We start from the raw sequence: 19,166 nt of genomic DNA, 5'->3' as shown, positions 1-19,166 counted from the left end.
GAACCTTTGGTCGCTGTCCGAGCGAACCGGATGCCCTCAGCACATCGGTGGATTTCCCGGAGTTATCCACAGAAGAGAAATTCGGCTTTCCCCTCTTGTCTTTCCCGGAGCAATCTGGTTTCAGGCGGGACGCTCCCTTGCCGTCTCGCCCGGCCCGGACCCGACCACGCCCGTAGGAGGTTCCATGTTCACCGCCTTCGCCGCCCTCAGCAGGTTCGCCTTCCCCACCCCCCGCACCCGCGACCGCGGGATGTCGACGGCCGAATACGCCCTGGGAACGGTTTCGGCGTGCGCGTTCGCCGCGATCCTCTATGTGATCCTGACCAGCTCCGAAGTCCGCGACACCCTCACCCGGATGGTCACCGACGCCCTCCAGATCGGGGGCTGAGGTGCGCCGCCGCTGCAGTACGGGCTGTCCCGCTCCCCGTAGGGGCGGCGTCGGCGACCGGGGCACGGTCACCGCGGAGATCGCCGTCGCGCTCCCGGGCCTGGCGCTCATCCTGGGGATCGCGCTCGCGGCGGTCCAAGCGGCGGCGACGCACCTCGCGTGCGTCGATGCCGCCCGTATCGGGGCCCGCGCACTCGCCCGCGGCGAGGACCACCGGGTGGTGCGCGACCTGGTCTCCCGGCTCGGCCCGGTCAACGCCGACGTACGGCTCTCCGAGGACGTCGGCCTCGCCCGCGTCCGGGTCAGCGCACCGGTGCCGCTCGGTCCGGGACCGTCCACTCCGCTCCGGGTCGGCGGCGAGGCCGCCACCCCGATCGAACCCGAACGGTGAGGAGCCGCTGATGCGTTCCACCTTCCCGCCCGTGCGCCGCCTCCCGGCGCCCCGCCATCGCGAGACCGGATCCGGCACGGTGTGGGTGCTCGTGCTGTGCGCCCTGATCTGGTTCTGCGCCTTCACGTCGGTACTGGTGGCGAGCGTGCGCACCGATCGCCACCGCGCCGCTGCGGCCGCCGACCTCGCCGCCCTGGCCGGGGCCCGGCAGGCCGCCCGGGGCTCGGAGCGGGCCTGCGCCACCGCGGTGAAGGCCGCCGAGGCCAACGGCGCCCGGCTGACGTCCTGCGAGGTCTCCGGACTCACGATGGACGTCCGCGTGCGGGTTCCGGCCCGGATGTGGCCCGGCACCATGGCCGCCGACGCCCGCGCCGGTCCACTCGCCCCGACCGCGCCGTAACGCCTCCCAGCGTCCCGATCCAGGTTGGAGAGCCCGTGGCCGCACCTCCGCCGTACAGCCGCGCCGCCCACATCGCGGTGGTCGCCACCGGAATCACTCTTCTGTGCGCCTTCACCGCGCCCATTCCAGGCCCTCAGACCACCGTCGGCGGCGGCCGGGGCGGTGAGCCGCCCGTCGAGACGTCCCGGCCCCGATTCGATCCGATCCCGAACGCACCACCGCTGCCGCCGCGGCCGGTGCTCCCGTCCGGTCCCGTCGACCTCGTCCCGCCCTCGGACCCGCTCCCCGCCATCCCTCTCGACCCCTCGGGTTCCCCGCCCCTTCCGGGGCGCCCGCCGACCGTGCTCACCCGTTCGCTCGACCCGCCCGACGACGGACCTGATGAGGACGGCCCAGCGGACGGCGGCGACCCGTCTCCGTCCGCCTCCCCCGGTGACGGTGTGGGCGCCTCCCGTCCCCCGCCCACACCGTCACCCTCCTCGCCCACGGGTTCCACCGCGCCGCACACCGCGTCCGCGGGGCCGGCGGTATCGCCACCGTCCGAGCAGGCGTCCCCGGGAGTGCGGTACGGCTACGCGCCTCCGGCCGCGGGCCCGGGCGGGCGGCTGCTGGGAACCGCGGCGGCGTGGGCGCTGGTCCTCGCTGCCTTGACGCTGGCCCTGCGGCTCACCGTCGGCTGGCCGCGGTTCCCGCCCAGGTACCGAGGCCGGCGCCGGACGAACTCCCGACCCTCATGGAGGTGACCCCGATGCCCTCTCCCGTTCCCGGCGGCACCGCCCCCCGCTGCCGACTGCGTCGACCGCTCCGGGCGGCGCTGCGCGAGCCGCGACCGTGCGCCACCCGTCCCGCCGCCGGCTGTCCCGGCCGTCGGCCGGCGACCGACCCTCATCCCGCGTCCCCGCCGCCGGACCCGCCACAGAACCGCAGCCCCGAGGATCCTCCCGGCGGCGGGGCCGGTGCCGAGCCTCCGGAGGACCCCCGATGACGTTCCCCGTGAAACCGACGCCGACGGGTCGGCCCCGCGCTTCAGCGCTTCCGTACGAGCAGGACGATGGCGATGAGTCCCAGGATCGCGATCAGGACACTGAGGGGCACCAGAAGCTGGGTGGACAGGCTCATGGCGACGTCACCTACCCGGGCGCGCCCCGGTGATAACCCCGAGGGCGTCCTCGGACACCGTCACCGGACGCCCCCTTGGAACCACCATCCGATCAGCGGACCGTTGGCCGACTTTCGGCGCGCGAGGCGCCACAGTGCTCTCCGCACTCGACGTCCACGGAGGAAGAGGATGCGTATCGGTCATCAGTGGGGACCCTTGCTCGCGGTTGCGGTGCTCGCCGGCTGCACGCGGTCCGCCGTCGTCGAGGAGTCCGCGGCCCCGGCACGGATTCCGGCCGTTCAGGCGTGCGCCGCGCGCCCCTGCGCGCACGGGCGGTCCGCGACACCTCCCCCGTTCCGACCGGCCGGAGAAATCCGGGCCGGCGACTCCCGGTTCCACACCGGCCACCGAATGAGCCTTTCTCTGTAATGGTCGGTGACGGTCTGTGTTCGCCTGTGCGGCTCGACACTTAGCCCTTGCGCTAACTATTGCGGAGCCGCCATACTTAGCCACATGGCACAGTATTCGGTGCAGCTCGACGGGGTGTTCGTCGCCCTCGCCGACCCGACCCGGCGCGCCGTCGTCCGGCGCCTCGGCCACGGGCCCACGAGCGTCGGCGACCTCGCCCGCGAGTTCCCGATGACCCTCCCCTCGTTCATGAAGCACGTGCGGACGCTCGAATCGAACGGGCTCATCCGCACGGTCAAGTCCGGCCGGGTGCGCACCTGCGTGCTCAACCGCGAGCGGCTCGCCCTCGTCGACGACTGGCTCGCGGAGCAGCGCCGGATCTGGGAGGAGCGCACCGACCGCCTCGAACAGTTCGTCACCGACCCGGAGGAGAACAGGCAGTGAATCCCGACCTCGACCTTGGCCTGGAGCGGATCATCCGCGCCCCGCGCGCAACCGTGTGGAGCGCCTGGACCGACCCGTCCCGGCTTGAGCAGTGGTGGGTCCCGGCCCCGTCCCGCTGCCGGGTGGATCGCCTGGACCTGCGGCCCGGCGGGGCGTTCGTGACGCGGCTGAGCGACGACGGGACCGAGTTCGTCCCGCACCTGGACGCGTGCTTCCTCGCCGTCGACGAACTCGAGCGGATCGTGTTCACCAACGCGATCGACAGCACATGGCGCCCCGCGAATCCCGCCCCGGTCGCGATGACCGCCACGATCACATTGGACGATCACCCGGACGGCACGGACTACCGGATGGTCGTCCGGCACGGCGACCCGGAGGCCCGCGCTCATCACGAGAAGCTCGGCTTCGCCGAGGGCTGGGGTTCGGTCGCCGGCCAGTTGGCCGCGCTCACCGAGAGCATGGCCCCGCGATGAAGATCACCCTCACCGAGTTCGTCACGCTCGACGGGGTCAGCCAGGGACCCGGCTCGCCGGAGGAGGACACCAGCGACGGATTCGCTCGCGGCGGCTGGCTCGTTCCCCACATGGACGGGACGTTCGTCCAGCGCGCCTCCGACTGGCTCGACCTCGCCGGCGGCCTGCTGCTCGGACGGCGGACCTACGAGGCGTTCGCACGCGACTGGCCGAAGATCACCGATCCGGCCGACCCGTTCGCCGAGCGGATGAACACCCTGCCGAAGTACGTCGTGACGAACACCCTCACCGAAGGGACCTGGAACCCAACGATCGTCCTCAAGGGCGACCCGATCCACGCGGTCACCGAACTCAAGGCGCGGCCAGGCCGGGAACTCCAGATCCACGGCAGCGCCCGCCTCGGCGACTCACTGCTGTCGGCGGGCCTGATCGACACGCTCCGCCTCGTGGTCGCCCCCGCCGTCCTCCGGACCGGCCGACGGCTACTGACCGGCGCAGGCACCCCGTCCGGTCTCCGCCTGCTCCACCACGAGGCCACGCCGAACGGCCTGCTGCTCCTCGAATACGAGGTGACCGGCCAAGCACGCCAAGGCGAATACGAGGGCGTCACCGCCTTCACATAAGCAGCGCCACCGGGAGCCCGGCAACCTGATCCTGTCCGGTGTGCGCTGGGCCTCTGACCTCGGCCTCGACCCGGCCGAATGCGTCAAGACGGTCTACCGGTACCCGCACGAGGGGATCGACGTGCTCGCCGAAGTCGCGGGCGATCCCACCGGCCTGGCGGACCTGGGCTACGAGGGCGCCGCCGACATCGTGTGCGTACCGATCAAGAAGGCCAAGAGCGCCGAGCCGACCGATGACCGGCAGACCTACAACAAGCTGATCCGCGGCATCCGAGGCATCGGCGAACGCGCGGACGCCCTGCTCATCATGCGTTTAAGACCCTACGCCGGGTCGGTCCCGACCCCTGGCGGATCGGCGCGATCACCGCCGCCGCCCGCATCCTGCTCCACTACGAGAGCAACCGCACGATGCGAGATCACTCAACGCAACCGACTGTTACCGATAAAGGCTCAATGAATTCGTCCCGAATTCTCCACCCGGAGATTATTCGGACGTTCACCTATGTCAACCGAATCGATGAGTCCGATCACGCTCCGCTGCCGCGGAACGGCGGTTGCTTCCGCGCCCCCTGCGACTCGGCTCTTACTCGGCATAGCAGGACCAAACTTCCCGTATTCAATTGACATGAAGAATTACGCGTCTCCCCGGCCCATATCTAGAATTCCTAATCCGGGCGCGGGTCGGCCACAGCGGTGGCGGAGCTCCTCATCGAGGTCGTATGCGGTGTGCCGCGGTCCACGCGACCGCCCGCCGTCCCCGGCCGAGGATCGAGGAGGATCCCATGACACAGAGCAAGAGCGACATCGGAACATCCACCACGGCGCCCGACGGCCCCGGCACCACGGCGCTCGCCGACCTCCACGTCGGCTTCGCGGGCGGCGTCATCCTGCCCGGCGACCCCGCCTACGACGAGGCGCGGGCCGTCTTCAACACGATGATCGACCGGCGGCCGGGCGTCATCGCCCAGTGCGAGAGCGTCGAGGACGTCGCCAGGGCGATCCGCTTCGGGCGCGAACTCGGGTTGGAGACGGCGGTCCGCTGCGGCGGGCACAGTGTGGCCGGAACCGCCCTCACCGACGGCGGCATCGTCGTCGACCTGCGGCGGATGAACGAGGTGGTGGTCGATCCCGATGAGCGCACGGTCCGCGTGGCCGGCGGCGCCACCATGAGCGCGCTCGACCGCGCGACCGAGCCCCACGGTCTGGTGACGACCGGCGGGCGGGTGTCCACGACCGGGATCGGCGGCTTCACCCTCGGCGGCGGATCGGGCTGGCTGGAGCGCAAATTCGGACTGGCCTGCGACAACCTGCTGTCGGCCGAACTGGTGACGGCGGAGGGCGACACCGTCCGCGCCAGCGCCGAGGAGAACCCGGAGCTGTTCTGGGCGCTGCACGGCGGGGGCGGCAACTTCGGCGTGGTCACCTCGTTCACCTTCAGGCTGCACCCGCTCCCCTCGTTCTCGGCGGCCCTGCTGCTGTGGAGGTCCGAGGCGGGCCCCGAGGTCGCGCACGCCTACCGCGACTTCATGGACTCGGCCCCGGACGAGGTCGGCGGAGGATTCTTCTACCTCACAGCGCCGCCCGAGGCGTTCGTCCCGGAGCACCTGGTCGGCACGCGCGTGTGCGCGGTCCTGGTCACCTACACCGGCGACCTGGACGGGCTGCGCCAACTGGCCGATCCGGTGCTGGAGCTGAACCCCGACGGCCGGATGATCGCCGAACTGCCCTACTCTCAGCTGCAGAGCATGCTGGACGACGACCCCGGCTACCGCAACTACTGGTCCGCGGAGTACCTCGGCTCCCTCCCCGACCAGGCCGTGGACCTCTTCTGCTCCCAGGGGGAGAAGATGATCTCCCCCTCGCCGAGCCTGCACGCGCTGTGGCGCCAGGGTGGCGCGGTGGGGCGGGTGCGAGCGGACTATCCGATCCCGTGGCGGCGGGCGCCGTGGGCGGTCCACCCGCTCGGCATGTGGGAGGACCCGGCCGACGACGAGCGCGGAAAGCGGTGGGTGCACGACATCGGCGTCGACATGCGGCCCTGGGCGATCGGCGCCGTCTACCTGAACTTCATCGGCAACGAGGGCGAGGAGCGGGTCATCGCGGGGTACGGCATCGAGAACTACAAGCGCCTCGCCGCCGTGAAGGCCCAGTACGACCCGCACAACGTCTTCCACCTCAACCACAACATCAAGCCGAGCTGAGCCGCGGACGGGCCGGGGCGCGGTCCGGCCCGTCCGCGGGAAAACCACTGGCCGATCACCGGCCCCTGCCGCACAATCCCGGCATGGGAATGCGCCATTGGCCCCTGTACGACCTGAAGGTCGCCACGCCCCGCCTCGAACTGCGGCTGCCGCAACCGGAGGAACTGGACGCCCTGGCCGAGCTCGCGGCCGAGGGGGTGCACGACCCCGAGGTGATGCCGTTCATCGTGCCCTGGACGGACGCCCCGCCGGAGGAGCGGGCGCGCGCCGTCATGCAGTACCACTGGCGGCGGCTGGCGGAGTGGACGCCGCAGGACTGGACCCTGCCGCTGACCGTCTTCCTGGACGGCCGGGTGGTGGGGACGCAGGACCTGGCGGCGCGGGACTTCGCGGTCGTCCGGGAGGTGAGCACGGGGTCGTGGCTGGGACGCTCCTTCCAGAGGCGCGGAATCGGCACCGAGATGCGCGCCGGCGCGCTGCACCTGGCCTTCGCCGGCCTGGGCGCGGAGTCGGCGCGCAGCGCGGCCATGAGCGACAACGCCGCCTCCCTCGAGGTCTCGCGCAGGCTCGGCTACCGACGTGACGGCGCCGAGCGCATCGCGGTCCGCGGCCGCCCGGTGCGCGAGCAGCGCCTGCTCATGGAGCGCGCCGACTGGCTGCGGCACCGGACCGGGGGGATCGAGGTGACCGGGCTGGGACCGGGGCCGGCGCTGTTCGGCCTGGACGAGGGGGGCGGTACGGTCTCCGCGGAGGCCGGAGGCGCGCCCCCTGAGGGGTTCCGGGTGTGAGGGCGCGCACGCCCCCGCATGTCAGCACCGCGCGGGACAATGGTCCTCCACCGCGACCATGAAAGGCCGCCGCATGCCCACCCCCGAGGTACTCCCGCAACACCTGCTGGCGCTGATGTACGCGCCGGAGGACGCCGTGATCATCGTGTGTCCGGACGGGTGGGCGGCCGTGGCCCGCGCCCACCAGAGCGACGGCCGGGTGGTCTACTCCCGCGCGCGGCTGCTCTCCGACGGGGTGGTCCCCACTCCCGAGGCGCTGGCCGAGCTCGCCGACCGGCTCACCGGGACACTCGTCGGCTGGGAGCTCGTCGCCTGAGAACCGGGGGCCGCCGCCCCGCCCCGACCGCCGCGGAGGAGGACCCCGAGTCACGGGAGCCCCGGGAGGCGCGGCGGTGCCCCGCATCCGGCCCGCCGCCGGTCCGTGCCGATACGTGCTCCCGGGAACGGCCGTCGACCGGATCTGGCCGCAACCGGCCACGAACCCTCACGAACCCGCTCATCGCCTGCCGCATGTCCGAAACGCGGACATGCCGGGACATGAAACTAGCAATCCGTCATATTGACACTACTATGCGTGTACCTCTCAAATGAGTGGGTGCGGTCCGACGCCTCACCCCCCACTCCCTTGGAGGCAACGTGAAAGGACGCAGGCTGATCAGCGGGCTCGCCCTGGCGGCGGTGTTCCTCACGACCGTCATGGCCGGCGGCGCCGCCGCAGAGCCCGGGACGGCGGAACGGTCCCACCTCCAGTACCGGGTCGAAGGGCCCGAAACCCGGCAGGAGCGCACCCGGGTGGCCGGCACCGGGGCGGCCATCGACGAGGTCGCGGACGGTTCGCTCGTCATCACCGCCACATCGGAGGAGGCCGACGCGGTCGAACGGCTCGGCTTCCGGGTGACCGCGCTCGCCGGGCCGGAGCCCGAGACCGAGCCGAGGGCCCTGGACTTTCCTCCCGCCGACTCCGACTATCACAACTACGCGGAACTCACGGCGGCCGTCGACCAGGTCGTGGCCGACCACCCCTCGATCGCGAGAAGGACCAGCGTCGGCTCGTCGCACCAGGGCCGGGACCTCATGGCGGTCAAGATCAGCGACAACGCGGCGGCGGACGAGGACGAACCCGAGGTGCTCTTCACGCACCACCAGCACGCCAGGGAGCACCTGACCGTCGAGATGGCGGTCTACCTGCTCGACCTGCTCACCGACGGCTACGGCTCCGACCCGCGGATCACGGAACTGGTGCGGGAGCGCGAGATCTGGGTCCTGCCCGATCTGAACCCCGACGGCGGCGAGTACGACATCGCCACCGGCTCCTACCGGGGTTGGCGCAAGAACCGGCAGCCCACCCCTTGGAACGGCGCGGTGGGAACGGACCTGAACCGCAACTGGGCCTACAACTGGGGCTGCTGCGGCGGCTCGTCGGGCAACCCGTTCAGCAGCACCTACCGCGGGCCCTCCGCCGCGTCGGCGCCCGAGGTGCGCGCCGTGTCCGACTTCGTGCGCAGCCGGGTCGTCGGCGGCGAGCAGCAGATCACGGCCGCGATCGACTTCCACACCTACGGCGAGCTGATCCTCTGGCCGTACGGCTACACCTACGACGAGACCGCACCGGGCATGACGCGGGACGACTACGACGCCCACGCCGAACTCGGCCGGCTCATGGCGCGGTCCAACGGCTACACGCCGCAGCAGTCCAGCGACCTCTACGTCACCGACGGGTCGATCAACGACTGGTTGTGGGGCGACCAGGGGATCTTCTCCTACACCTTCGAGATGTATCCCGCCGGTTCCGCCGGGGGCGGCTTCTACCCGCCGGACGAGGTCATCACCAGGGAGACCTCGCGCAACCGTGAGGCGGTGCTGCGGCTGCTGGAGTACGCCGACTGCCCCTACCGGATCATCGGCGAGGAGCAGCGGTACTGCGGCGCGGGCGCATCCGGCTGACGAAAGGGCCGGAATCGAGGCGACCGGCTGAACCGCCGCCCCGTGTCCGCCCGTATCTCATTGCAGAGGGGGTGGCGTAGCGATGGGCACCGGACTCCTCCGCACGTGCGACCTGGCACTTGACGGCACCGAACCGATGCGCGAGTGCTCCACCGGTGCCGGGGGGCGCGGCGCCGCACCGGAGGTGGTCCGGTGACGACGTTCACCATCACCTCCGACGGCGTGCTCGACGACGAGGGGCGGGAGCTGAGCCCCGACGCCATCCGCAGGCTGCAGAACCGCCTGGCCGATGTGGAGCAGCGGATCCGGCACGCCGCGACGCGGCGGACGTTCCCCAGGGGCGCGCGCGTGCGCGGCCGGCACGGGGCGTCGGTCCACACGGTCGTGGGGCACACCCCGGCCGGCCTCGGAGGCGCCTACCTGCGCGTGGAGGCGCCGGACGGGATGGTGATGCTGGTGCTCGCCGACGAGGCCGAACTCGTCGGCGATCCCACCGGGGAGGGGGACGAAGGGCGGTAGCGGCCCGCGGCCCCGCCCGCTCGCCCTCCCCGGAGCGGGCTTCCCTGGAGCAGCGGGGCCAGGCACGGCCGGACCCGCCCGTCCGGCGTCGCGACCATGAGCGAACGGGACCCCCCGCATCGGCATGTGGGTCACAGCCGACGGCCGCGTCCGCCATGAACTGCTCCCCGGCGACCGCTACGACGAGGCGCGCGGCAGCCGCAGGAGCGCCTACGCGGGCGGCCACACCATCGACGGCGACCGCGTCGAGTACCTCGGCGACACCGGGTTCACCGCCGACGGCGACCTCCACCACGGCGGCTACGCGTTCCACCGGGAGAGGTGGCCGCGCCGGCCGGGCGTCCGCTCACCACAGCCACCACGACGACCCGTCGTCATCGTCGTCGTCCGGGTCGGCCGGGGTCGGTGTCGGATCGGGATCGGGCTGAGCGTGCCGGTACCCGGCTTCCCCTCCGCCCCCGCCGCTCTCCGGCTGCGAACCGCCGCCGGACGACCCGTCCGTCGACTCCCCCGAACCGGAGGAATCGCGGGCCGACGCCGGTGGTTGCGTCGCGGGCGCGCTCTCCTCGTGGGCCGACGGGGACGGGCTCGCCGTCTGCGGCTCCACCTGCGTCGACACGGTCGTGCCCTCCGAAGGGCGCTCGCCGCCGCCGTCGGCCTCGGCGGCCGGTTCCGACGGAGCGGGCGATCCGCCGGGGAACCCGGTCGGCGCGTCCAGCGGCTCCGAACGGGTATCGGAGGCTCTGACCTGGGGGTCGGATCCCGACGCGAACCAGGTGAGGCCCGCTCCGGCCAGTCCCACGGCGACAATGGCGCCGGCCAGGATCGGCAGCCACGGCACGGAGCGGCGGGCGTGCCTTCCCCGCACGCGGCGCGGAGAAGAGGTATCCATGACCGAGTCGTCATCCATGTCGATCAACTACTCTGGATCGGTTCGCTACCAAGCTGTATGCCATTCGAATCGATCAGACGCATCGCCGACTGCGAGGCACTCCTGCACTCCGTGCGGCTACGTCGATGGGTGTCGGTGTCTGCTCAAGAGGGTGCGATCGGACGACGCGCCGACGCCCCTCCGCGTCATCGCATCATCCTTGGGGGTTCGCTCGCGCCCTTCGCGACCGACCGGCGAGAGCTCCGCATCGCCCGGTCCGATGGGCGGGGGCGGCGCCGCCGGCGTCGGTGGCGGACGTTCCCGACCGCGTCCGCAGCCCTGCCGGAAGCCCTGCCCGGCACTGCTCTGGAAATCGTAGGGCATTGGGCGGCGCTGTGGACGATCATGCTCAGGAAAATCCCGAAAAAGGCCGCGCAGCCGGACGCGGCCCGCATCCGGTGCGGGAGGGGTCGGCGCCGCGGGACGGCCGGAGCACCAGACGCTAACCTGTGGAGCCCGAACGCCCGACGAACAGCCGAAAGAAGCGCCCGATGAACCGTTTCGCCAGGACCGCAGCAGCCGCTCTCCTCGGCACCGCCCTTCTGGCGTCAGCGGCCTGCGGGGCCGACGGCGCGGCGCAGGACTCCGGCGACGGCTCGGCCGCCGCGGTCACGGGCGCGACGCTGCACACCAGCGAGGGCGAGATCGAGGTCACGCTGTTCCCCGAGCGGGCGCCCGAGACGGTGGCCAACTTCGCGCAGCTCGCCGAAGGCGACAAGGCCGCCAATCCGCGGACCGGCAAGGACGAGTTCTACGACGGGACGGTGTTCCACCGGGTCATTCCGGACTTCATGATCCAGGGCGGGGATCCCGAGGGCACCGGCACGGGCGGCCCCGGCTACACCTTCGCCGACGAGATCGACCCCGACCTGGCGTTCGACGAGCCGGGCCGACTGGCCATGGCCAACTCCGGTCCCGACACCAACGGCTCGCAGTTCTTCATCACCTCGGCGCCGACGCCCTGGCTGGACGGCAGGCACACCATTTTCGGCGAGGTCGCCGATCAGGCCGGCCACGACGTGGTCGCCGCCATCTCCGCGATTCCGACCGACGGCGCCGACCGCCCCACCGAGGACGTCGTCCTGGAGTCGGTCACCGTCCACCGCTCCACCGGCTGACCGCTCTCCGGCGACTCCGCCCACACCCTGTGGACGGCGACGCGCGGACCGCGGTCCCGGTGGTCCCCGCCGCCGCGTGTGCGGTGGCCGGATGCGCCCCCACACGCGCGAGAGCGCCGCCCCGCACCCGAAGTCCCAGGTGCGGGGCGGCGTCGTGCGTGCCCGAGGGCTACTCGTCCGAGCCTGCGGCGGCCTTGCGCCTGCGCGAGAAGTACATCGCGGCGCCGCCGCCGCCGACCGCCACCGCGGCCGCGGTCACCAGGCCGCCCAGCGCGGCACCGGTCACCGGCAGCGAACCGCCGGCCGCGTCGGTGTCACCGTCGTCCTGACCACCGTCGGCCGGGGTCGGCTTGTCGTCGCCGTCGCCGTCCGAGTCGCCGTCACCGTCACCGTCACCGGTACCGCCGCCGGGCAGGGTCTCGCAGGCGACGCCGTCACCGTCGCGGTCGAGGTCGTGCGGGTCCGAGGCGTCCTGCTCCAGCACGGCCTGCGCCTCCTCCTGCGTGGCGAAGTCGGAGCAGTCCAAGTCCTGGAAGTCGCCATCGCCACCACCATCGCCGCCGCCGGGCTGCTCCCCGTCCTGGCCGTCGTCGCCGTCGCCCGGCGGCTCCTCCTCCGCCTCGCACGCCGACACGGTCACCGACTGCCAGTCCAGGAACATGTGCTGCTCCGGGCCCCGGACGAGTCGGTACTCCACCGTGTGCCCGCCCGAGCCGTCCTCGAACTCCACCGGCACCGTCTCCGAGCCGCCGGCGGGCACGTCAACCGTCTGGTACAGCGGCCCGAACGGCTGTCCGGCCAGCGGCCCCTCCTCGATGGTGAGCCCGTCGAGCTCCGGCTCGACCGGCGCCGAGGGCTCCTCGCCGTCGACCCGGTAGTCGAACGTCCACGCCCAGTCGGTCGGGTTGGTGAACGCCAGCTCGACGCCGCCGCAGTCGGCGGGGGTCGCGGTGGCGGACGGGGCGCCGTCGGCCAGCGCCGCACCGGCGGGCAGAACCAGCGCGGCGGCGTGCATGGGACGCTAGCCCCCTGTCGGAGATTGTGTCCGCAATCGGGAGACATCTGGCCAGGACCGGAACCCCGGTCAACCGAACGGCGCCACGCGCGTCCGGAGTCGGCGGAATCCGCCCGCGAGGCGGGAGGACCGTCATGCTCGTCGGCGTCTCCACTCCCTGAGGAGCACGCGATGACCGGCGGGGGGGACGCCGCCGTCCGCGGAGATCGGACCCGGCCACCGCTATTCGCGCCGCTCGTCCACCGGCTTGGCCAGGAACCGGACGAAGAATGCCACGACGGCCCCGACGAGGCCCGCCTGGCCCGCGTCCTGCCACCGGTCCACGACCAGCAGCGCCGCGGCGCCGATCACGACACCCGCCACGAGGCCGATGAGCACGGCCCGCCACCACGCGCGCAGCACGCTCCGGTTGGTCTCACGCCAGAACACGAGCCGGACCTACCCGACGCCACGACGGCCAACCGCGCCTGCGGAACGGAGAAGGAACGACGGTAGCCGCCGAGTCCGCACGATCACCCGGTGTGCCCGCACCCGGCAGGTCCACGCCACAGGATGCGCGGTCACCCGATACCCTCAGCCGGCGTCGCGGCCGTCCATGGAGTGTGCGACCCGCTGCAGGGAAGCGGATTCAGGGCCGCGCGTCGCCGTCGAAGGGAATCAGCAGTGCCCACCGAACGAATCGGCCCGCCTCTGACCGCGGGCGAGCGCGAGATGCTGCGCGCCTTCCTCGACTACCACCGCGCGACGCTCGCCATGAAGTGCGACGGCCTCTCCGACGAGGACCTGCGCCGCCGGTCGATGCCGCCTTCGACGCTCTCGCTGCTCGGCCTGGTGCGGCACATGGCCGAGGTGGAACGCACGTGGTTCCGCCGGGTGATCAACGGGGAGGACGTCCCGCTCGTGTGGTCGCAGGAGGGCGACTTCCAAGTGGCCTACGACGCGAATGCGGCCACGCGGTCGGAGGCGTTCGACGCCTGGCAGAGGGAGGTCGTGCACGCGCGCCGGATCGAGCAGGGGGCGGAGTCCCTCGACGTGGCCGGCCACCAGCCCAAATGGGGTGAGGACGTGTCGCTGCGGCTGGTGATGCTGCACCTGATCCACGAGTACGCCCGCCACAACGGCCACGCCGACTTCCTACGAGAGGGCATCGACGGAACCGTCGGAGCCTGACCACACCACATCGCCCGCCCACCAAACATCCCCACATGCGTGGGGGTCGGCGGATGGAGGGACTCGGCTACTCCCGAGATGCCGGTTCATCCCCACGTGCGTGGAGTGCGGCGCGGGGGCGGAGTTCGGCTCTGCTATTCGGCCGGTTCATCCCCACGTGCGTGGGGTGCGACTCGATGATCCGATCAGCCGCCGTGCCGGCTCCTTGGCCGCATCATGTCACTGGGCATTCTCTGGGCAAAGACACTGGGCATTTTCTGGGCATCGTGTTTGACTCGTTCCATGAACGACACCGACCGACCCCCCGACGGGGTGGACGAGACGATCGTCTCGGGCCTCCTCCCCCTGCTACGCAAGGGCCTGCCCGTCGTTCCCGACCATGTCGAGCCCCGGCTCCTCGATCTGCGCGGGGTCATCGTCCGGGCCGCTGACCCTGCCGACCCCGCCTCTCTCGCCACCGCCCTGGACGGCGTGCTGCGGGCGGCCCTCGCCCGCTTCGACGACGCCCGATACGCCGAAGCCGCGCGGGCCCTGTTCGGTCTTCCTCCGGGGAGACCGGGCACCACCCTCACTGCCCGCCGCGCCGCCGCTGCCGCGGCCGCCGGCCACGAGGTGCACCACTTCCGCAAGCGTGTCGAGCCCCGACTCGTCGACCGGCTGGCGTGGATGCTCCAGCAGGACGCGGAGCAGTTCGGCACCACCCGCGTGGCGGCACCCCGGCTCACTCCCGCAGGCGCTCCGCCGCAGCTTCCCCGTGACGTCTTCGCCTGGGAGCTGACCGAGCACGAAGAGCAGCTCGCCCGAGTGTGGGCGGCGATCTATGCGCTGCGCTCCGAGCTGCTGGCCCTGGACCGGATGGCGAGCATGGGCGAAGGCTTCCAAGAGATCAGCCGCCAGGCCGTCACCGCGGCGTGGCGCTACGGGCTGCTCAGGGCCGAAGCCGAACGCTACCGCGGCTCTTACCCGCCCGGCTCCTTCGGAGCACTGGGGGACCTCTCCGTCGATGATGTGGTGGCCCTGGCCGGATGGGTGCCTCCCCTGAAGGACGAGCACATCACCAAGCTCACCCGCGCCGGGGCCGACCACCCCGACCGGGCCGCGTTCGTCGCCGTCATGCGCGCCGAAGTCGAGTTGGGCAACACCTGGTCCCGCCCGTGGCTGGACCACCGCAACGAGAACAAGGACCACTGATGACCACACCTGCAAACACCGACCCGCTCGCCGCCGCCATCGCCAAGGCGGCAGAGGAGGACCCGCGCCGCTACGTGATCACCGGCGGCCCGTCAGCGGGCAAGGACGACGTGATCGCCGAAATCCTCGGCGCCGGCATCCCCTGCATGGAGTCCGAGCCGGGCCGGGCCATCTACCGCAAGCACCGCGAGCGGCTGGGACGCCACCTGCGCGCCGAGGACCGGCGCGAATACTCCGCCGAGGTGCTGGAGGCGTTCGTCGCCGAGTTCGAGGCCCAGAAGTCCGGCATCCGCTTCTACAACCGGGGCATCCCCGACTCCTACGGCTGGGAGCGGTTCTTCGGCCTGTCCCCCACACCCCAGCTCGAAGAGGCCAACCGCGTCTACCGCTACGACGCGGTGTTCGTCCTCGATCCACTCGACACCTTCGAGGACCCCGACGACATCGTGTGGGCCAAGGACCGCGAGATCCGCCGCGTGCACGAGCTGATCGTCCAGGGCTACTACGACGCCGGGTACGACCCCGTGTTCGTCCCCGCCAACTCCGCCTCGAACCGCCTCGACTTCATCCTGAACAACCTGCGCATACCCAAGCCCAAGAGGTGACACCGTGTCGGCATCCACCCCCCTGCTGATCTCGCCCAACAGCGTCCTGGCCAACGCCCTGCTGCGCTCGGTCGACATCCTGCGCCCCCGCATCCAGGCCACCCGACCCAAGCGGATCGAGTTCGTGGTCGGCACCCAGATCAACGGCGCCCCGCACTTGGGCACCAACCTGGTGCAGACGACCGCGTTCCTGCTCGCCCAGGTCGCCCGCCGCGAGTTCTCCGTGGAGACCTCGGTCCGATTCGGCGCCCTCGACAACGCGCCGCACGACGTGGTCCTGGACCCCGAGACCCACCACGCCTACCAGCAGACCTACTTCCACGCGCTCGGTAAGGCCGGGATCGGCGACCTGATCGGCACCTACTACCGGGCCTTCTTCGATTCCCTGTCGGAGGCCGCCAGCACCGACTACACGCTGGAGACCTACACCGACCAGCAGGCCGCCCCGGGCTTCCGCGCGGAGTTCCTGCGTACCCTGGAGCGCCTGGAGGAGATCCGCTGGTGGATGGCTCCCTCCCACGGTGTGGTCCACACCCGGCTCCCCTGCCCCGAGTGCGGGTGGGCGGAGAAGCGCGCCGAACGCACCAAGCTGGTGGGCTTGGGCGAGGAGGGGGCCCGGTTCACCGCCCGGTGCTTCGACCACGGCGCCTACGAGGTCGACGTCGACCCGGAGACCGACGCCTACCTCGACCTGGCGACCCTGTACCGCAACCTCGTCAAGGAACGGCTTCTGGGCCGCGACACCGAGACCATGCACGTGATGCTCAAAGGCGGCGACTGGGCGTTCGGCTGCCAGCTCGTCGACGGCGCGCTCGGCGTCATCGGCACGCCCGGCCACCAGATGCCGCTGAGGATCTTCACCCCGCAGGTGCTCGCCCACACCGGGGCGAAGCTGTCCAAGTCGCTGCTGCGCGAGCGCGGCAAGGGCGCGCTGCCCGCCGACGTGGAACCCTGGATGCTCGACACCACCACGTGGCCGGGCGGCACCGACCACTACGTCGACGTGCTCCTGTGGCTCGTCGGCGAGCTGTTGACCGATCCGAAACACTTCTTCCGCAGCTTCACCGTCAAGGAACTCGGACGCCTCATGACCAACCGACCCGCCGACCTCGAACAGCGGCCCCGCGCCCATGAGATGGGCATCTACAAGCGGTACTTCGACCTGATCAAGGCCGGGACCAAGACCACGGAGATCCGGGTCAACGACAGCAGCCGCCAGCGGCTCAAGGTCGGGGACCTGCTGCGGTTCCGGTGCCGCGACGAGGAGGTCCTGACCCGCATCACCCGGATCGCCCGCTACACCGACTTCGAGGAGATGTTCGACCACGAGCCGCTCTCCTCGGTCAACCCGACCGCGACCCGGGAGGACCAGCTCCGCAACATCCGTGAAATCTACCCGCCCGAACGCGAGGCGCTCGGTGTGGTGGCCATTGGCATCGAACTCGCCACCCCGGCCCTGCCGGTTGAGTCGGTTTCCTAGTCGGCGCGGCCGCCGCAGGCTAGCATCCCGATCAATCCCCACCGACCGGAGCACCCATGAAGCATCGCACCGTCTCCGCCCTGGCCGCCCTTCCCCTGCTGCTGCTCGCCTCCGCATGCGGTGGCGAACGCACCGCCGAAGACGACGCCACAGCCGCCGGCGTTATGTGCGAGGATTCGGTCCGCGAGGAGCTGGACCTCGGCGAGTCCGCCCAGTTCGACGACTCGCCGGACGTGGAGGTCACCTCCGCGGAGTCGCCTCGGACCTACGAGATCGCCGGGTCGGTCGACGTCGACGGCACCGCCACCGACTACGTGTGCACGATCTCCACCAGCGACCAGGGCGACACCTGGACCATGGAGGGCGTGGAGATCACCGGGTAGGGCCCGGTATGGCCGATGCCCCGTCGCCAGCGCTCCCATTGGTGCGGGAAATGCATTGGGTAATGCATGCGAGAGGCCCCCGGCGATACCGAGGGCCTTCTTGCTGCCTGGGCTACTGGAAGTCGCCTCCGCGGGCCGCGTTGATGAACGCGGACCACTCGGCCGGTGTGAAGAACAGGTGACCGTTCTCCGGGTGCTGGGAGTCCCGCATCGCCGATCCCGCCGAGGTGTCGGCCACCTCGACACAGTTCTGGCCACGGGAGCTGGAGTAGGAGCTCTTGCGGAAGGTGAGGTGATGGGAAATGTTGGGCGATGTCATGGTGTCCTTCTACTGCATGTTGTCGAGCAGCCCTGCGATACCACCAGATTGACGCTCATCCACCCGGACCCGCGCGAGGTGGACATCACCGACACCCGGCCCCGCGAGATCACCATCATCCTCGGCACGGGGATGACCGTGGAGCTGTGGCCTGGGGCCGACGACCACGACCGGCAGGAGGAGTGGCTGGCCGCGGCTGAGACCGCGATCCGCACCGCCCGCACGCTCATGTGGACCTACCGCGAAGAGCAGCAGGGCCCGGAGGTGCCGCAGTGACCACCGCCAGGTGGCGGACGCACCCCTGAGCACGCCGACGCCCACGCCGCCGCCGCGCGGCTCCAGGCCCAGCACCCGGACGTGATCGTCTGGTACGGCGAGCACTCCGGTCGCTGGTACGCGACCGATGGCGACGGACTGCACGAGCGCGACAGCATCGACGCCCTGACGCTGCTGCTGGGGTGACGGTCCCGCCGACCGCGGCCGCGCGGCGAGCAGGTGCCCCGCCGGGTGCCTGTTCCCTGAAGACCCGCCGCGCCGGGGACCCCTACCCCCAGCCCCCCTGGCGCAGTGTTGGTGGCCGTGGACGGAGGTGATCGGGGGCGCCCACGGCCACCCTCCCCAGCGTGCTCCCTACCGCCTCTCCAGGGAGCGCGCATCCCCAGCGGCCCGGCCCTCTCCTCTCAGGGGCCGGGCCGCACTTCTTCTACACGCCCATCTCCGATGGAGACGATCGTGTTCTACCTGTGGCTTGTACTCGCGGGCGCCGCCGCCTACATCCTCGTCGGCGCCGTCTACATGTGGCTGTTCTACCGGCGGGCGCTGCGCGGCGCGGACCCGTGCGGCTGCCCGCAGTGCCGCCGGCGCGCCGTCCTGCGCGAGCGCGGCGCCGTCCGCCTGTCGCAGCAGCCCGCGCACCGCCGCCTCGTCACCTGGGTGGTGGCCGACCTCGGCTGGCCGATCCGGCTCGCGCAATCACTGCTGGAGCGCCCGCACCGCCCGTAACGCAGACCACCCCGCCCCCCGAGGAGAGGTACGGGGATGGGGCGGTCTTGTGGGGGCCGGATGCTCTGCTACGCCCCGGAGGGGGTGGGGCTGCTGCGCACCTCGGCGATGGGCCCCTGTGTGCCGCACCAGGAACAGTACAAACGCCCGAGTCCCGCTGTCGAGGGCAAATCCTGAGCAATCCGAAAAGACGCCACAAGAACCCCGAACACGGCGGGCCCAAACCGATCGGTTTACGTGCTGGCCAACCTCGGCCACACCCACCTGACGTGCA

The 19,166-nt window shown here is 71.4% G+C and carries 24 protein-coding genes and 1 pseudogene; 21 read left to right on the top strand and 4 right to left on the bottom strand.

Annotated features, from left to right (window positions below; translation table 11 throughout):
* Positions 1-184 precede the first annotated feature (184 nt).
* From HDA32_RS00125 to HDA32_RS30395, 13 genes and pseudogenes are all read left to right on the top strand, one after another.
* The gene (locus HDA32_RS00125; RefSeq protein WP_246334169.1) at positions 185-388 is read left to right on the top strand and encodes a DUF4244 domain-containing protein; all 204 of its coding nucleotides are present in this window, start codon (positions 185-187) and stop codon (positions 386-388) included.
* A gap of 1 nt (position 389) precedes the next feature.
* A complete protein-coding gene (locus tag HDA32_RS00120; protein ID WP_312862978.1) occupies positions 390-779 on the top strand; it encodes a TadE family type IV pilus minor pilin in 390 nt (129 codons plus the stop codon).
* A gap of 10 nt (positions 780-789) precedes the next feature.
* A complete protein-coding gene (locus HDA32_RS00115; RefSeq protein ID WP_179641223.1) occupies positions 790-1,179 on the top strand; it encodes an Rv3654c family TadE-like protein in 390 nt (129 codons plus the stop codon).
* Positions 1,180-2,791: 1,612 nt separating this feature from the next.
* Positions 2,792-3,130 (top strand): ArsR/SmtB family transcription factor, encoded by a 339-nt coding sequence (locus HDA32_RS00110; protein ID WP_179641222.1) that lies wholly within the window; start codon positions 2,792-2,794, stop codon positions 3,128-3,130.
* Entirely contained in the window at positions 3,127-3,603 is a 477-nt protein-coding gene (locus tag HDA32_RS00105; RefSeq protein ID WP_179641221.1) for an SRPBCC domain-containing protein, read from the top strand. Before HDA32_RS00110 ends, HDA32_RS00105 begins: the two co-directional genes overlap by 4 nt.
* The gene (locus tag HDA32_RS00100) at positions 3,600-4,226 is read left to right on the top strand and encodes a dihydrofolate reductase family protein (protein WP_179641220.1); all 627 of its coding nucleotides are present in this window, start codon (positions 3,600-3,602) and stop codon (positions 4,224-4,226) included. Before HDA32_RS00105 ends, HDA32_RS00100 begins: the two co-directional genes overlap by 4 nt.
* 40 nt (positions 4,227-4,266) lie before the next feature.
* Positions 4,267-4,683: a hypothetical protein gene (locus HDA32_RS31985; RefSeq protein WP_179641219.1), complete on the top strand. Its 417-nt coding sequence runs from the start codon at positions 4,267-4,269 to the stop codon at positions 4,681-4,683.
* A 325-nt stretch (positions 4,684-5,008) separates the two neighbouring features.
* Positions 5,009-6,427 (top strand): FAD-binding oxidoreductase, encoded by a 1,419-nt coding sequence (locus tag HDA32_RS00090; RefSeq protein WP_179641218.1) that lies wholly within the window; start codon positions 5,009-5,011, stop codon positions 6,425-6,427.
* A gap of 83 nt (positions 6,428-6,510) precedes the next feature.
* A complete protein-coding gene (locus HDA32_RS00085) occupies positions 6,511-7,215 on the top strand; it encodes a GNAT family N-acetyltransferase (RefSeq protein WP_179641217.1) in 705 nt (234 codons plus the stop codon).
* A gap of 73 nt (positions 7,216-7,288) precedes the next feature.
* A complete protein-coding gene (locus tag HDA32_RS00080) occupies positions 7,289-7,531 on the top strand; it encodes a hypothetical protein (RefSeq protein WP_179641216.1) in 243 nt (80 codons plus the stop codon).
* A 320-nt stretch (positions 7,532-7,851) separates the two neighbouring features.
* Positions 7,852-9,159: a M14 family metallopeptidase gene (locus tag HDA32_RS00075; RefSeq protein ID WP_312862977.1), complete on the top strand. Its 1,308-nt coding sequence runs from the start codon at positions 7,852-7,854 to the stop codon at positions 9,157-9,159.
* A 192-nt stretch (positions 9,160-9,351) separates the two neighbouring features.
* Entirely contained in the window at positions 9,352-9,678 is a 327-nt protein-coding gene (locus HDA32_RS00070; RefSeq protein ID WP_179641215.1) for a hypothetical protein, read from the top strand.
* 124 nt (positions 9,679-9,802) lie between these two features.
* Positions 9,803-9,982: pseudogene (locus HDA32_RS30395) on the top strand (Atu4866 domain-containing protein); the annotation flags it as partial.
* Between the two features lie 42 nt (positions 9,983-10,024).
* Here HDA32_RS30395 and HDA32_RS30390 read toward each other — a convergent pair.
* Positions 10,025-10,570, bottom strand: a complete 546-nt coding sequence (locus HDA32_RS30390; protein WP_179641189.1) for a hypothetical protein — start codon at positions 10,568-10,570, stop codon at positions 10,025-10,027.
* Between the two features lie 530 nt (positions 10,571-11,100).
* Between HDA32_RS30390 and HDA32_RS00055 the strand changes: the two genes are divergently transcribed.
* Positions 11,101-11,727, top strand: a complete 627-nt coding sequence (locus HDA32_RS00055) for a peptidylprolyl isomerase (RefSeq protein WP_179641214.1) — start codon at positions 11,101-11,103, stop codon at positions 11,725-11,727.
* A 169-nt stretch (positions 11,728-11,896) separates the two neighbouring features.
* Here the strand turns inward: HDA32_RS00055 and HDA32_RS00050 are convergent, their stop codons facing one another.
* Together HDA32_RS00050 and HDA32_RS00045 are read right to left on the bottom strand one after the other, a co-directional pair.
* Positions 11,897-12,742 (bottom strand): excalibur calcium-binding domain-containing protein, encoded by an 846-nt coding sequence (locus tag HDA32_RS00050; protein ID WP_179641213.1) that lies wholly within the window; start codon positions 12,740-12,742, stop codon positions 11,897-11,899.
* 222 nt (positions 12,743-12,964) lie between these two features.
* On the bottom strand, positions 12,965-13,171 hold the full coding sequence (locus HDA32_RS00045; RefSeq protein ID WP_179641212.1) for a hypothetical protein: 207 nt from the start codon (positions 13,169-13,171) through the stop codon (positions 12,965-12,967).
* Between the two features lie 234 nt (positions 13,172-13,405).
* On the opposite strand from HDA32_RS00045, the gene HDA32_RS00040 reads away from it, so the two are divergent.
* The 5 genes from HDA32_RS00040 to HDA32_RS00020 all read left to right on the top strand — a co-directional run bounded on the left by HDA32_RS00040 (position 13,406) and on the right by HDA32_RS00020 (position 17,571).
* Positions 13,406-13,912 carry a DinB family protein gene (locus tag HDA32_RS00040; protein WP_179641211.1) on the top strand — a complete coding sequence of 169 codons (507 nt, stop codon included), beginning with the start codon at positions 13,406-13,408 and terminating at the stop codon, positions 13,910-13,912.
* A gap of 282 nt (positions 13,913-14,194) precedes the next feature.
* On the top strand, positions 14,195-15,103 hold the full coding sequence (locus HDA32_RS00035; protein WP_179641210.1) for a hypothetical protein: 909 nt from the start codon (positions 14,195-14,197) through the stop codon (positions 15,101-15,103).
* Positions 15,103-15,708, top strand: a complete 606-nt coding sequence (locus HDA32_RS00030) for an AAA family ATPase (protein ID WP_179641209.1) — start codon at positions 15,103-15,105, stop codon at positions 15,706-15,708. Before HDA32_RS00035 ends, HDA32_RS00030 begins: the two co-directional genes overlap by 1 nt.
* Positions 15,709-15,712: 4 nt before the next feature.
* Positions 15,713-17,188 carry an ASCH domain-containing protein gene (locus tag HDA32_RS31655; protein WP_312862976.1) on the top strand — a complete coding sequence of 492 codons (1,476 nt, stop codon included), beginning with the start codon at positions 15,713-15,715 and terminating at the stop codon, positions 17,186-17,188.
* A 56-nt stretch (positions 17,189-17,244) separates the two neighbouring features.
* Complete coding sequence (locus HDA32_RS00020) at positions 17,245-17,571, top strand: hypothetical protein (RefSeq protein WP_179641208.1); 327 nt, start codon at positions 17,245-17,247, stop codon at positions 17,569-17,571.
* Positions 17,572-17,683: 112 nt separating this feature from the next.
* On the opposite strand, the gene HDA32_RS00015 is transcribed toward HDA32_RS00020, so the two are convergent.
* Positions 17,684-17,890, bottom strand: a complete 207-nt coding sequence (locus HDA32_RS00015; RefSeq protein ID WP_179641207.1) for a DUF397 domain-containing protein — start codon at positions 17,888-17,890, stop codon at positions 17,684-17,686.
* A 48-nt stretch (positions 17,891-17,938) separates the two neighbouring features.
* On the opposite strand from HDA32_RS00015, the gene HDA32_RS00010 reads away from it, so the two are divergent.
* Both HDA32_RS00010 and HDA32_RS00005 read left to right on the top strand, forming a co-directional pair.
* Entirely contained in the window at positions 17,939-18,166 is a 228-nt protein-coding gene (locus HDA32_RS00010) for a hypothetical protein (RefSeq protein WP_179641206.1), read from the top strand.
* Positions 18,167-18,610: 444 nt separating this feature from the next.
* A complete protein-coding gene (locus tag HDA32_RS00005; RefSeq protein ID WP_179641205.1) occupies positions 18,611-18,892 on the top strand; it encodes a hypothetical protein in 282 nt (93 codons plus the stop codon).
* Positions 18,893-19,166: the final 274 nt, after the last annotated feature.

It is taken from the genome of Spinactinospora alkalitolerans, assembly GCF_013408795.1.
In the GTDB taxonomy this organism is placed as follows: Bacteria; Actinomycetota; Actinomycetes; order Streptosporangiales; family Streptosporangiaceae; genus Spinactinospora; species Spinactinospora alkalitolerans.
This window is presented reverse-complemented; position numbering and strand designations above follow the sequence as displayed.